Below are 14,138 nucleotides of genomic sequence, written 5' to 3' on the forward strand. Positions count from 1 at the left end.
CGGGCCGCGCCGCCGACGGACGCGGTCGACCCGAGCGCCGGGGTTCACGCCGAGGCGCGCCAGACGACGGGGCACTCCAACACCGTGCCGCCGGTCTCGGGATCTTCGCCGCGCAGCTGACGCAGCACCGACTCGGCCGCCGCGCGTCCGAGCTCGGTGGCCGGCTGGTGCACGGTGGACAGCGGCGGATCGCAGCGCAGCGCCCACGTGCTGTCGTCGAATCCGACCACGCCGATGTCGTCCGGGATGCGGCGCCCCGCCGACTGCAGCACGTCCATGGCTCCGGCGGCGACGGCGTCACTCGAGGCGAACACGCCGTCGATGTCGGGCGCGCGCTCGAGCAGGGCGCGCATGCCCGCTTGCCCGTCGGAGTAGGAGTACAGGGGCACGCGCTCGACGAGCTGCGGGTCGAATCGGTTGCCCAGCGCGTCCACGAACCCGGCGAGGCGATCCGACCCCGAGTCCCGGTCGAGTGCCGAGGCGATCATGCCGATGCGCTCCCGCCCTGTACGGGCGAGCCGGGTCGTGATCTCACGCGCCGCGCCGCGGTTGTCGATCGCGACGTAGGCTGCGTCGCCGATGTCGCGGGGATGTCCCACGAAGGCGGCGGGGAGGGCGAGGTCGGCGATCGCCCGCGTGATCGGATCGCCGACGCGTGCCGACACGACGATCACGCCGTCGATGAGCCCGCCGCTCAGGTAGCGCGCGAGCCGCTCGATGTCTCGGGTGCTGTCGGCGATCATCACCGAGAGCTGGTAGTCGGCCTCCGAGAGCGCAGCGTTGGCGCCCATCAGGATCGACCCGATGTTGGGGTCTTCGACGAACAGCGAATGCGGCTCGTGGACGATGAGGCCGATCGCCTGCGAGCTCTGCATCACGAGACTGCGCGCCGCCCGGTTGGGGACGAAGCCCACCTTCGCGATCGCCGCGTCGATCGCCGCGCGCGCTTCGTCGGAGACGTAGGGCTGCCCGTTGAGGACGCGGCTCACGGTGCCGCGGGAGACGCCGGCTTCGAGCGCGACATCCTTGACGGTGGCGCGGCGCCTCTTCACGGTGTGGTCCACGCGACCCATCGTATGTGCACGAGCACAGTTCGTCACTCGCTGATTGACAGGGATTGGCCATGCGCATACTCTGTACACGTTCACAGACTCTCAGCGTCGAGATTTCACGCTCGGATCTGTGCACGTTCACAGATCCGAGGAGAACATGACGGTCCCCGCCCGCCCCTTCCGACACGACGGCATCGCCTTCGGGTGCGACTACAACCCCGAGCAGTGGACGCCCGACGTGTGGGACGAGGACATCGCCCTGATGGGCGAGGCCGGCGTCGATCTCGTGGCGATCAACATCTTCGGGTGGTCGCACATCGAGCCGCGCGAGGGTGAGTACGACTTCCGCGGGCTCGACGACATCGTCGGCCGCCTGCACGCCGCCGGCATCCGGGTGAATCTCGGCACCGGAACGGCCTCGACTCCCGCATGGCTGACGACCGCCTACCCCGAGGTCCTTCCCATGGTCGAGGACGGCACCCGCCGTTACCCCGGCGGCCGGCAGGCCTGGTGCCCGAGCTCGCCGGTGTTCCGCGCCGCCGCGCTGCGGCTCGTCGACGCCGTCGCGCGACGCTACGGCAACCATCCGGCCGTCGCGCTGTGGCACGTCTCGAACGAGCTGGGCTGCCACAACGCGCTCTGCTACTGCGATGTCAGCGCCGCCGCGTTCCGACGCTGGCTGCAGGCGAAGCACGGCACGATCGCGGCCCTCAACGCTGCCTGGGGGACCGCGTTCTGGAGTCAGACCTACAGCGACTGGGAAGAGATCCTCCCGCCGCGCGCGACCGTCTCGAGCCGCAATCCCGGTCAGATGCTGGACTTCCACCGCTTCAGCTCGGACGAACTGCTCTCGTACTACCGCGCAGAGGCCGAGATCATCCGGCCCCTCAGCGCGGCGCCCATCACCACGAATTTCATGGTGACCGCCCACATCGAGAACCTCGACTACTGGTCGTGGGCCGGCGACATGGACGTCGTCGCGAACGACCACTATCTCGACCACCGTCTCGCCGACCCCACCGCTGAGCTCGCCTTCGCGGCAGACCTCTCGCGCGGCCTCGGCGGCGGCGCACCGTGGCTCCTCATGGAGCACTCCACCGGCGCCGTCAACTGGCAGCCCCTCAACAAGCCGAAGGCGCAGGGCGAACTGACCCGCAACTCGCTCACCCACGTCGCCCGCGGCGCGGACGGCGTGTGCTTCTTCCAGTGGCGAGCGTCGGTGCAGGGGAGCGAGAAGTTCCACTCCGCGATGCTCCCGCACGCCGGCACCGACTCGGCCGTGTGGCGCGAGGTCGTCGAGCTCGGCGGCATCGTCGATCGCATCGGTGAGATCGCGGGGTCGCGCGTCGAGGCGGATGTCGCCCTCGTCTTCTCGTGGGAGTCGTGGTGGGCGACCCAGACCGAGTCGCGGCCGAGCCAGGCGCTGGGCTACCTCGACCAGATCCACGCCGCCTACGGCGCGCTGCACGACCTCGGCCTGACCGTCGACATCGTGCCGCCCGGTGCCGAGCTCGACGGCTACCGTCTCGTTGTCGTTCCCGGGCTCCACCTCGTGCGAGAGGCCGACGCCGCGGTGATCACCGACTGGATCGCCGCCGGCGGCACCGCCGTGGTCACGTTCTACAGCGGCACCGTCGACCAGGACGACCGCGTGTGGACCGGCGGCTACACGGGGCCGTTCCGCGAGGCCCTCGGCATCCGCGTCGAGGAGTTCGCGCCGGTCGCGCCCGGCGAGAGGCTGCACCTGACCGACGGCGCCACGTCGACCCTGTGGTCGGAGCGCGCCCGTGCGACGACCGCCGAGACCGTGGCATCCTTCGCCGACGGACCCGCGGCGGGCAGCCCGGCGATCACCCGCAACGCCTGGGGCGAGGGCACCGCGTGGTACCTCGCGACCCACCTCGACGCCGCGGACTGCCGGGCTCTGTTCGGCCGCATCGCCGAAAAGGCCGGCGTGCGTCCCGCAGCGGTCGTGCGCGGAGGCGACGGCGCCCTCGAGATCGTGCGTCGCCGAGGAGCGGATGCCGCGTACCTGTTCGTCGTCAACCACGGACCGACGGCGGCGGTGGCCGAGGCATCCGGATTCGAGCTCGTCACCGAATCACCGGTGACCGGTGACATGGAGGTGCCGGCGGGAGCCGTGCGCATCATCAGAGAGGAGGCGGCCGCATGACCGCCACAGAGGTCCTCGTGACGCGGAGCGCCCGCAAGACGCGCAACGCGCGATCGGGGGACGAGCGCCGTCGGCACACCCCGCACAAGGGGGCGATCGCGATCTTCACGGGTCCGTTCGGCGTGCTGTTCCTGCTCTTCTACCTGATCCCCATCGGCTACGCCGTGTGGCAGTCGCTGCAGGTCGTGCAGCGCGACGGCCTCTACGGCGAGCCTCAGCAGGTCTTCGGCGGGCTGGCGCAGTACGCGCTGGTGTTCCAGAACGCGCCGTTCTGGGAGTCGGTCGGGCGCGTGCTGCTCTTCGGTGTCGTGCAGGTGCCCATCATGCTCGGCCTCGCGCTGCTGTTCGCGCTCCTGCTCGACTCTCCCGTGCTCAAGGGGAAGAAGTTCTTCCGGCTGGCGTTCTTCGCGCCGTACGCCGTTCCCGGCGTCATCGCGGCGATCATGTGGGGCTTCCTGTACTCGCCCAACCTGTCGCCGTTCACGCAGGTCACGCAGTCGATCGACTTCCTCTCGCCGCAGCTCGTGCTGTGGTCGATCGCCAACGTGGTGACCTGGGTGTTCGTCGGCTACAACATGCTGATCATCTACTCGGCCCTGCTGGCGATCCCCTCCGAGGTCTACGAGGCAGCACGCCTCGACGGCGCCGGCCAGATCCGCATCGCCTGGTCGATCAAGATCCCGATGGTGGCGCCGGCGCTCATCCTGACCGCCGTCTTCTCGATCATCGGCACACTGCAGCTGCTCGCCGAACCGCAGGTCTTCCGCTCGTTCACCGCGGCGGTGTCGAGCACGTTCACGCCGAACATGACGATCTACGCCACCAACTCGATCCCGAACACACAGCTGGCCGCGGCCTTCTCCGTGGTCCTGGCCCTCGCGACCTTCGCGTTGTCGTTCGCGTTCTTGAAGCTCACCCAGCGGAAGGCGGCCCAGTGATGAGCATGCTCACCCGTACGCGCGGCGCGACCGCCGACGACCTGACTCCGTCGCGGGGGCCGCGCGAGAGCGTCCTGTCGCGCGGAGCCGCCCTCATCGTGATGGGCGTGTTCACGCTCTACTTCCTCGTGCCCATCTGGTGGCTGTTCATCGCGTCCACCAAGGACCGGGGCGACCTGCTGACCACGAACGCGCTGTGGTTCGCCGACTGGAACTTCTTCGCCAACGTCGGCGACCTGCTGACCTACAACAACGGCATCTACGTGCGCTGGCTCCTGAACAGCCTCGGCTATGCGGGCATCGGCGCGCTGCTGGCGACCGTCGTGGCCGGCATGTGCGGCTACGCGCTGGCGAAGTACCGGTTCCGCGGCCGCGAGGTGTTCTTCAACGTCGTGCTCGGCGGTGTGCTCGTGCCCGCGACCGCGCTCGCGCTGCCGCTGTTCCTGCTGTTCAGTCAGGTCAACATGACCGACACGTTCTGGGCGGTGCTGCTGCCCAGCATCGTGAGCCCGTTCGGCGTGTACCTCAGCCGCATCTACGCCTCTGCCAGCGTGCCGGACGAGCTCATCGAGGCGGGCCGCATCGACGGCGCCGGCGAGGTGCGCACGTTCTTCACCGTGTCGGTGCGCCTCATGATGCCCGCCCTGATCACCGTGTTCCTCTTCCAGTTCGTCTCGATCTGGAACAACTTCTTCCTGCCGCTGATCATGCTGCGCAGCCAGGAGCTGTTCCCCGTGACCTTCGGTCTCTACTCGTGGAACACGCAGCTCAACCAGATCCCCGAGCTGCGCACCTACGTCCTCGTCGGCTCGTTCCTGTCGATCGTGCCGCTCATCGTCGCGTTCCTCCTGCTTCAGCGCTTCTGGCGCAACGGACTCGGCAGCGGATCCGTGAAGTGACTCCCCGCCGGCGGCTCCGGCCTCCGGCACCCCTGTAATCGCACCACCCGAACAAGTAAGGAAGATCATGCAGCACTCCAAGAGGGCAGTCGTCACAGGCGTCGCACTGCTCAGCGCGCTCACCCTGGCCGGCTGCGCCGGCGGCGGTTCCGGCGCGGGCGAGAACGGCGGCAACGGCGCGGATGCCGCGGCCTGCGCCCCGTCGGACGAGAGCGTCACGCTCGACTTCACGTCGTGGATCCCCGGCATCGAGGACGTCGTCGCGATCTGGAACGGGGAGAACCCCGACATCCAGGTCGAGGTGCAGACCGGACCCAACGGCAACGGCGGCACCTACCAGAGCTTCTTCAGCCAGCTCGCGGCCGGCAACGCGCCCGACCTCGGGCAGATCGAGTACGACGCGCTCGCGAGCTTCCGCGTGCAGGACGGCCTCGAGGACCTCTCGGCCTGCGAGGACGTCGTCGCGGCCGAGGCCGACTTCATCCCGTGGACCTGGGGTCAGGTCACGCTCGGCACCGACGGCGTGTACGGCGTGCCGCAGGACTCCGGCCCCATGGCGCTGTTCTACCGCTCCGACCTGTTCGAGCAGAACGGCATCGAGGTTCCGACCACGTGGGAGGAGTACAAGGAGGCAGCCAAGGCCGTGCGCGCGGCCGGCGGCTACATCACCAACTTCTCGACCGCCGACATCAACCAGTTCGCGGGCTTCGTGTGGCAGAACAACGGTGACTGGTTCACCAACGACGGCCAGGAATGGACCGTCGACCTGACCGGTGAGGCGTCGACGCAGGTCGCCGACTACTGGCAGGAGCTGCTCGACGAGGACCTCGTCGCCACGTACCCGGCCTGGACCGAGGAGTGGAACAACGCCTACAACTCGGGTGCGGTCTGGACCTGGAACTCCGCCGTCTGGGGCGCGAACTCGATCTCGTCCGGCGCTCCTGACACCGCCGGCAACTGGTCGGTCGCACCGTCCCCGCAGTGGGAGGACGGTGGCGCGAGCTCCGGCAACTGGGGCGGCTCCTCGATCGCCGTCTTCAAGGGCACGGACCACCTCTACGAGGCGGCCAAGTTCGCCCTGTGGCTGAACACGTCGGACGAGGCGCTCACCGCCCTCAACCAGTCGGCGAACATCTACCCCGCCACGACGGCTGGTCTGCAGCTGCCGTCGCTCCAGGAGGGCGTCGAGTTCTACGGCGGCCAGAAGATCTACGACGTGTTCGCCGAGGCCGCGCAGCAGGTCAACCCCGACTTCGTGTGGGGTCCGACCATGACGCAGACCTACGCCGACGTCTCGGACGGCTTCCAGAAGGCGGTCACCGGCCAGGGCACGCTGCTCGAGGCACTCGAGGCCGGCCAGGAGGCCACGATCGCGACCCTCAAGGCGCAGTCGATCCCGGTCGCGGAGTAGAGTCCCCGCGTGATCCATCACCTCCGCGCCGCGGGAGTCAGCCTCGTGCTCGACTCCCGCGGCGCGGGCGTTCCCGCCGTGGTCCACTGGGGCCGCGACCTGGGCGCCCTCGACCCCGCCGACCTCCAGACTCTCGCCGACGCCGTGGTTCCCGCGATCGCGCCCAGTTCGGTCGACGTGCCGCTGCGGCTCACGCTGCTGCCGGCGCTCGGCGACGGGTGGACCGGGCGGCCGGCGGTGGCGCTCGCCGATGGGCACGCGCCGGTGCGGCACCGCGGCACCGCTCGCGAAGACGACGTCCTCGTCGTCGAGACGGTCGCGGCGGATGCCGCCGTGACGACGCGGCTCGAGCTCACGGCGCAGGGCGTGCTCCTCGCCTCGCACACCATCCGCAACGAGGGCGACTCCGCGGTCGCGGTCACGGCAGCCGACGTCGTGCTCCCGGTTCCCGATCGGGCACGGGAGGTGCTCGACTTCTCCGGTCGCTGGGCGGGGGAGCGGCGCCCGCAGCGGAGCCGTCCCGGCCACGGCGCGTGGCTGCGCGAGACCCGTCACGGCCGCGGGGGCCACGACGACCCGTTCCTGATGGTCGCCGGCACCGCGGGCTTCGACTTCGGCTCGGGCGAGGTGTGGTCGACCCACGTCACCTGGAGCGGCGACACCCGGCAGTGGTTCGAGCGGTCCGACCTCGCGCCCGCCGTGCTCGGCGCGGGGGAGCGCTTCACGTCCACAATGCTCGCGCCCGGAGCGTCGTACACCTCGCCGACCGTCGTCGCGACGTGGTCGGGCGCGGGGCTCGACGGCCTGTCCGATCGCCTGCACCCGTGGGTGCGGTCGTGGTCGACGATCGCCCGGCCGCGCCCGCTGACCCTCAACACGTGGGAGGCCGTGTACTTCGACCACTCCCTCTCGCGCCTCGAACCACTCGTCGAACGCGCGTCCGAGGTGGGCGTCGAGCGCTTCGTCCTCGACGACGGCTGGTTCCTCGGCCGCACGGACGACCGTCGCGCCCTCGGCGACTGGACGGTCGACCCTGAGCGCTGGCCCGACGGGCTCGGGCCCCTCGCCGCCCGCGTCAACGCCGCGGGGATGGAGTTCGGGCTCTGGGTCGAGCCCGAGATGGTCAGCCTCGACTCCGACCTCGCCCGGCGGCATCCCGAATGGCTCCTCACCGCACCCGAGTCGGTGACCTGGCGCTGGCAGCACGTGCTCGACCTGTCGCTGCCCGAGGTCGAGCAGCACCTGTTCGACAGGCTCGACGCCCTCCTCGGCGAGTACCCCATCGCGTACCTGAAGTGGGATCACAACCGTGACCTCCTGGTCGAGGCATCCCACCCGCAGGTCCTCGGCCTGTACCGCCTGCTCGATCGGCTGCGCGCCGCGCACCCCGGAGTCGAGATCGAGTCGTGCGCGTCGGGGGGCGGCCGGATCGACCTCGAGATCCTCCGCCGTGTCGACCGGGTGTGGACGAGCGACACCAATGATCCGCTCGTGCGGCAGGCCATCCAGCGATGGACGGGCATCGTGGTCCCGCCCGAATACCTCGGCTCGCACGTCGGCGACGCCCGCGCGCACACGACCGGACGCGTCGCCGGCCTCGGGTTCCGGCTCGCGACGGCGCTGTTCGGGCATGCCGGGATCGAGTCCGACCTCACGCGCGTCTCGCCGGAAGACCTCGAGGCCGTCCGCCGCTGGGCGGAGGTCTACCGCGAGCACCGGGCGCTGCTGCACTCGGGGCGCGTGGTGCGAGCGGATGCCGCAGACCCCGCCACGCTGGTGCACGCCGTCGTCGCTCCCGACCGTGCGCGGGCGCTGGTCTCGTACGCCGTGGTGGGCGAGACCGACGCCGCGCTGCCCGCACCGCTGCGGCTGCCCGGACTCGACCCTGCGCGCCGGTACCGCGTCACGGTGGTCGACCTCGGCGTCGGCCCCGGCATGCTGCAGGATGCGGCCCCGCCGTGGTTCGCGGCGGGCGAGGTGACGCTGCCGGGTGCTGTGCTCGCCGACGTCGGGCTGCCCATGCCGCTGCTGCAGCCCGGCAACGCCGTGGTGTTGCAGGTCGACGCGGTCTGACCCGGCTGGCGGTGTGCACATCGCCGGCAATCCGGCGAAGCGCTACGGAGCGGGGCCGCCTGAACGACGGGCGGGCGCTCACCGCCGCGGTTCCGGAGCGCGGACTGCCGACGCTGTGCACGCGCCGCACGCGTGACCTCAGCCGCGGGCGGCGCGCTTGACCACGTCGTACGCCGCGAGCGCGGCCTGGCGTGTCTCGCGCAGATCGACGATCGGCCGAGGCGGCTCGTCCGACAGGTGTTCGGGCGCCCACTGCCGCACGTAGTGCCCGTTCGGGTCGAACTTCTTAGCCTGCAGATCGGGGTTGAAGATCCGGAAGTACGGCGCGGCGTCGGCGCCGGACCCTGCGACCCACTGCCAGTTGAACGGGTTGTTCGCGGCATCTGCATCGACCAGCGTGTCCCAGAACCACTGCTCGCCGAGACGCCAGTCGATGAGCAGGTTCTTGATGAGGAAGGACGCCGTCACCATCCGCACGCGGTTGTGCATGTAGCCGGTCTCCCACAGCTCCCGCATGCCGGCGTCGACGAGCGCGATGCCGGTGCGTCCGCGCTGCCATGCCTCGAGCACGCTCGGCCGCAGGCGTGGCCAGGGGAACGCGTCGAACTCGCGCCGCAGATTCTTCGTAGCGAGGTCGGGGGAGTGGAACAGCGTGTGCCACGCGAACTCGCGCCAGCCGAGCTCCGACAGGAACTTTCCGGCGCGCCCCGTCGCCACCCCTCCGTGCCACACCTGGTGCGGGCTCACCTCGCCCCAGCGCAGGCGCGGCGACAGCAGCGACGTCGCTCCGGCGGCGGGCTCGTCCCGCGCGCGGGCGTAGTGATCGAGGTCGTCGTCCAGGAACTCGCGCAGGCGCCGGCGCGCGGCGGGCTCGCCGGGCTCCCACGCCTCGCGCAGGCCGCCCGCCCAGTCCGGCTCGTTCGGGAGCAGGTCCCAGTCGCCGAGCCGGTCGGAGTGGATCGGATGCCGCGGCCCCGCGATCTCGCGCGGCTCGGGCAGCGGCGCGCGCGGCGTGGGCAGTGCCTGGCATGCGCGCCAGAACGGCGAGAAGACGGCGTAGGGCGTGCCTGCGCCGGTGGTCACCGCCCACGGCTCGAAGAGCAGGGATGCCGCGAACGACGCCACCTCGACGCCGGCGTCACGAAGCCCCGCCTTCAGCCCGGCGTCGAGTTCCCGCTCGGGCCCGCCATACCGGCGGTTCCAGAAGACGGCGCCGGCCCCGGCATCCGTCACCGCCTCCCGCACCACGCGATCAGCCGGACCGCGCCGCAGGACGAGAGCGCCGCCGCGTTCGGCCAGGCGTTCGGTGAGCGACGCCAGTGAGCCGTGCAGCCACCATCGGGCGGCCCCGCCCAGCGGCCGGATGCCCGGCGACTCCTCGTCGAGCACGTACAGCCCGATGATCGGCTCGCCTCGGTCGATCGCCGCGCGCAGCGCCGGGTTGTCGGCGAGGCGCAGGTCGTCGCGGAACCACACGATCGAGGGGCTCGGCATGGGTCCATCCTGTCGGCGTCCGCCGGTGGCCGTCCGGGGTTGACAACAGCCTCGCCCTCCTGCGTGCCGGAGTCAGGCGACACGAAGCCGGCGCACCGGATCCCGGTCCCGGTCAAACGGTCGGGAGGAACTGCACGAAACCGGCGAGCCGCGGCACCAAGACGGCCGAATCTCCCGACGCTTTGACGGGCGCGCGCTCGCCCGACGACCGCCGGGGTGAGCCGTTCAGAGCGCGTCGGTCTCGTGGTTCTTCGGAACGACCATGAGCAGCGCGCCGGGCTCGACCCGAGTGCGCACCGAGACCGCCTCGCCGAACTCGTCGCCGTCGAGCTGCACCGGCCGGGGATCCTGCGTCGCGATCTCGATCCCCGAGCCGCGCGAGTACCGCACCGCGTTGTCCTTCGTGCGCAGCGCGAGTACCCGGCGCCCGGCGCGGAAGCGCCGCAGGAAGCTGTTGTCCCACGCGACGCGGCGCCAGACGAAGATCCACCCGAGGGGGCCCTTGGGCTGGAAGATCACGATGTCGAGTGCGCCGTCGGCGACGGATGCCTCGGGAATGAGCTCGAGCCCGGCGGGAAGGGATCCGCAGTTCGCGAAGAGGATGCTCTGCACCCGCGCCGAGTGCAGGCGGGCTTCGGGCAGCTGGTACATGGCGCGGAACGGTTTGGCGCTCGGCAGCGAGCGAGCTGCGCCGTCGACGTACGCGACCCAGCCCACCGTCTTCTTCAGCTGCGGGTTGGTGTTGGCGATCATCGCGGCGTCGAGCCCGATCCCGCCCATCACGACGAACGCACGCTCCTCGGTGTCTCCGTTCCGGCGCTGCAGCTTCGACCAGCCGATGTCCATCGCGAGGGTGTCGCCGTCGAACACCGCGCGCATCATCGCCTCGGGCTCGGTGAGGGGAAGCCTCAGGTTGCGCGCGAGGAGGTTGCCGGTGCCGCTCGGCACGATCGCCAGGCGCACGCCCGACCCGCTCATCGCCTCGGACACCGCGCGCACCGTGCCGTCACCCCCGGCCACGAGAACGGCGTCGGCACCCGCCTCGAGCGCCTGGCGCGTGACGTCGTCGCCGAGGTCGTCCACCGTCGTCTCGTAGAAGAGGGGCTCCGCCCAGCCGGCCTCGGCGGAGAGGCGCATGAGGGTCTCGCGCAGAGCGTCGCCGTCGGCCTTGATGGGGTTGTAGACCAGCGCCGCCTTCGGGCTCGGGCGCTCGTCGCCGCCGGCCATGGGCTCGGTCTCGCCCTCAGGCCCGACGCGGCGGGCTTCGCCGCCCTCGCCGTCCTTCGTGTCGGGCTCGACGTCTTCGGGCTCGCGGATCACGTCGTCCGGTGCGGCCGCCGCGGCGGGATCGGGAGCATCGGCGTCAGCGTGCTGGGCGTCGCCCGCGCCCGCGGCGGCGGCCTCCGCCACGCGTTCCGCGTCGGCCTCGACTTCGTCGCGATCGGGGCCGTCGGCGTAGATCGCGTCCGAGGGATGTACCGGATCGGGCGCGTCCTCGCCGCCCGGCTCGGCCGCGCGTTCGGAGTCGGGAGGAGTCACCATGGGTACAGGCTATGGCCAGATGAGGCGCCGGATGCCGCGTCCCGCCCGGCGACTAAGGTTGTAGGGTGATCGATCCCGTCCTGCTTCGCGAGAATCCCGTGCTGGTCAAGCGGTCGCAGGAGGCCCGCGGCGAGTCGCCCGACACCGTCGACGCCGCCCTCGAGGCCGACCGCGCCCGACGTGCCGCCATCACCGCGTTCGAAGAGCTGCGGGCGGCGCAGAACGCCCACGGCAAGAAGGTCGCGCAGGCGCCCAAGGACGAGAAAGCCGCCCTCGTCGCCGAGGCGAAGGAGCTGAGCGAGCGGGTGAAGCAGGCTCAGCACGCCGTCACGGCGGCGGAAGAGGCATCCGCTCTGGCTCTCTCCAAGATCGAGAACATCGTCATCGACGGCGTGCCCGCCGGTGGCGAAGACGACTTCGTCACGCTCCGCACGCACGGCGAGGTTCCCGCGTTCGGCTTCGAGCCGCGCGACCACCTCGAGCTCGGCGAACTGCTCGACGCGATCGACATGGAGCGCGGCACGAAGGTGTCGGGCAGTCGCTTCTACTTCCTCAAGGGCATCGGGGCGCGGCTCGAGCTCGCTCTGATGAACCTCGCCCTCGACCGGGCGCTGCAGGCCGGGTTCGTGCCGCTCATCCCGCCGACGCTCGTGCGTCCTGAGGTGATGCGCGGCACCGGGTTCCTCGGGCAGCACGCCGCCGAGGTCTACCACCTCGAAGAGGACGACCTCTTCCTCGTCGGCACGAGCGAGGTGCCCCTCGCCGGGTACCACATGGACGAGATCCTCGACCTGAGCACGGGTGCCAAGCGCTACGCAGGCTGGTCGACGTGCTACCGCCGCGAGGCCGGCTCGTACGGCAAGGACACCCGTGGCATCATCCGCGTGCACCAGTTCAACAAGCTCGAGATGTTCGTCTACACGACGGCGGCCGATGCCGAGGCCGAGCACCTGCGCCTCGTCGAGATGCAGGAGCGCATGCTGCAGGACCTCGGCCTGAGCTACCGCGTGATCGACGTCGCCGCAGGCGACCTGGGGTCGAGCGCCGCACGCAAGTACGACATCGAGGCGTGGGTCCCGACGCAGAACGCCTACCGCGAGCTGACCTCGACCTCGAACTGCACGACGTACCAGGCGCGCCGCCTCGACATCCGCCACCGTCTCCCCTCCGAGCCGGGCAAGGGCAGCGGCAGGACCGAGCCCGTCGCGACGCTCAACGGCACGCTCGCGACCACCCGCTGGATCGTTGCGCTCCTCGAGACGCACCAGCGCGAAGACGGCTCGGTGACCGTGCCCGAGGTGCTGCGCCCGTTCCTCGGAGGGCTCGAGGTCATGGAGCCTGTGCGCGCATGACACGCGGTGCCCCTCCCGTGCGCGGCGGCGCGCGTCGCCCGAAGGGGGCGATCGAATGACGGAAGCGCATCTTCCGCCGACCGGGTCGATCAAGGTCGTCAAGCCCAAGAAGGCGGCCAAGCTCGTCGAGCGGGTCGCGCGCGACACCGAAGACCCGTCGGTCGCCACCGAGCGGCTGCTCATCGTGCTCGACATCGACGGCACGCTGATCCTCGAGGACGAGTCGCTCAGCCCGGGGGTCGTCGAGGCCGTCGAGCACGCGCGGCGCGCGGGCCATGAGGTCATGATCGCCACCGGCCGCAGCTGGGAGGGCACCCGCGGCATCATGCGCGTGCTGGGGCTCTCGCCCGAGTACGTCGTGTGCTCGAACGGCGCCGTGGTGCTCAAGCGCGTCGACGGTGACGAGGTGCGCTATGAGCGCGACCACATCGAGACGTTCGATCCCGCCGAGGTGCTGACGCTGCTGCGCGAGCACCTGCCCGACGCCCGCTACCTGGTCGAGCTGCCGGACGGGCAGCGGCTGTACACCGAGTACCTCGAGGACTGGAACCTCGTGCACGCGCGCCGGGTCGGCTTCGACGAGCTCGGCGCGCAGCCCGTGTGCCGCATCGTCGTTGTCGCCCCCGAGCAGGGTCCGCAGGACTTCCTCGACCTCGTCGAGCGCATCGGCCTCAACCAGGTCTCGTACGCGGTCGGCTGGACGGCGTGGCTCGACATCGCGCCGCACGGGGTCGACAAGAGCACGGGCCTCGAGATCGTGCGCACCGAGCTGGGCATCGACCCGGCGCACGTGCTCGTGATCGGCGACGGGCGCAACGACGTCGGCATGTTCCGGTGGGCGCTCGAGAACGGCGGTCGGGCGGTTGCGATGGAGCAGGGCCCGCAGGAGGTTCGGGATGCCGCGGGCGAGACCACCACGTCGGTTCAGGCGGGCGGCGTCGCAGCGGTGCTGCGCCAACTCTGAGCGCGCCCTTTCAGACCTTCCACAGGCGTCGCTGGAAGAATCGGGAGGTGGTCTGTCGGTTAGACTCGACGCCTGTCTGACGGATGCCTCGCTTGAGGAATCGTCGGGAGGGTTGTCCGAGCGGCCGATGGACCTGGTCTTGAAAACCAGTGGGCAGCAATGTCCCGTGGGTTCGAATCCCACACCCTCCGCAGAGCGCCGGGGGCGTACCAGTGAGAGCAGCTTCCCCCGAGAGGACAC

Annotated in this window: 10 protein-coding genes and 1 tRNA gene; 8 read left to right on the forward strand and 3 right to left on the reverse strand. The window is 70.7% G+C overall.

All coding sequences use genetic code 11. The features are described from left to right. Positions 1-44 precede the first annotated feature (44 nt). On the reverse strand, positions 45-1,064 hold the full coding sequence (locus tag ACFC1W_RS07645) for a LacI family DNA-binding transcriptional regulator (protein ID WP_375990575.1): 1,020 nt from the start codon (positions 1,062-1,064) through the stop codon (positions 45-47). Between the two features lie 145 nt (positions 1,065-1,209). Here ACFC1W_RS07645 and ACFC1W_RS07650 point away from each other — a divergent pair, with 145 nt between their 5' ends. The 5 genes from ACFC1W_RS07650 (at position 1,210) to ACFC1W_RS07670 (ending at position 8,546) form a co-directional block, all read left to right on the forward strand. After that, positions 1,210-3,225, forward strand: coding sequence for a beta-galactosidase (locus ACFC1W_RS07650; protein ID WP_375990578.1), 2,016 nt, complete (start codon positions 1,210-1,212; stop codon positions 3,223-3,225). Further along, on the forward strand, positions 3,222-4,163 hold the full coding sequence (locus ACFC1W_RS07655; protein WP_375990581.1) for a carbohydrate ABC transporter permease: 942 nt from the start codon (positions 3,222-3,224) through the stop codon (positions 4,161-4,163). Before ACFC1W_RS07650 ends, ACFC1W_RS07655 begins: the two co-directional genes overlap by 4 nt. Then, positions 4,163-5,062 carry a carbohydrate ABC transporter permease gene (locus ACFC1W_RS07660; protein WP_375990584.1) on the forward strand — a complete coding sequence of 300 codons (900 nt, stop codon included), beginning with the start codon at positions 4,163-4,165 and terminating at the stop codon, positions 5,060-5,062. Before ACFC1W_RS07655 ends, ACFC1W_RS07660 begins: the two co-directional genes overlap by 1 nt. Positions 5,063-5,129: 67 nt before the next feature. Beyond that, positions 5,130-6,473 (forward strand): ABC transporter substrate-binding protein, encoded by a 1,344-nt coding sequence (locus ACFC1W_RS07665; protein ID WP_375990586.1) that lies wholly within the window; start codon positions 5,130-5,132, stop codon positions 6,471-6,473. Positions 6,474-6,482: 9 nt separating this feature from the next. Beyond that, entirely contained in the window at positions 6,483-8,546 is a 2,064-nt protein-coding gene (locus tag ACFC1W_RS07670) for an alpha-galactosidase (protein WP_375990588.1), read from the forward strand. 138 nt (positions 8,547-8,684) lie between these two features. On the opposite strand, the gene ACFC1W_RS07675 is transcribed toward ACFC1W_RS07670, so the two are convergent. Continuing rightward, a complete protein-coding gene (locus ACFC1W_RS07675) occupies positions 8,685-10,040 on the reverse strand; it encodes a cryptochrome/photolyase family protein (RefSeq protein ID WP_375990591.1) in 1,356 nt (451 codons plus the stop codon). A 225-nt stretch (positions 10,041-10,265) separates the two neighbouring features. Next, positions 10,266-11,582 carry a diacylglycerol/lipid kinase family protein gene (locus tag ACFC1W_RS07680; RefSeq protein WP_375990594.1) on the reverse strand — a complete coding sequence of 439 codons (1,317 nt, stop codon included), beginning with the start codon at positions 11,580-11,582 and terminating at the stop codon, positions 10,266-10,268. Positions 11,583-11,647: 65 nt separating this feature from the next. Between ACFC1W_RS07680 and serS the strand changes: the two genes are divergently transcribed. The 3 genes from serS (at position 11,648) to ACFC1W_RS07695 (ending at position 14,089) form a co-directional block, all read left to right on the forward strand. Next, positions 11,648-12,934 carry a serine--tRNA ligase gene (gene serS / locus ACFC1W_RS07685; RefSeq protein WP_375990597.1) on the forward strand — a complete coding sequence of 429 codons (1,287 nt, stop codon included), beginning with the start codon at positions 11,648-11,650 and terminating at the stop codon, positions 12,932-12,934. A gap of 55 nt (positions 12,935-12,989) precedes the next feature. Further along, positions 12,990-13,898 (forward strand): HAD family hydrolase, encoded by a 909-nt coding sequence (locus ACFC1W_RS07690; protein WP_375990600.1) that lies wholly within the window; start codon positions 12,990-12,992, stop codon positions 13,896-13,898. Between the two features lie 106 nt (positions 13,899-14,004). Further along, positions 14,005-14,089 (forward strand) — tRNA-Ser (locus ACFC1W_RS07695). The last annotated feature ends 49 nt before the right edge of the window (positions 14,090-14,138 follow it).

The organism is Microbacterium sp. NPDC056003, from assembly GCF_042274785.1.
In the GTDB taxonomy this organism is placed as follows: Bacteria; Actinomycetota; Actinomycetes; order Actinomycetales; family Microbacteriaceae; genus Microbacterium.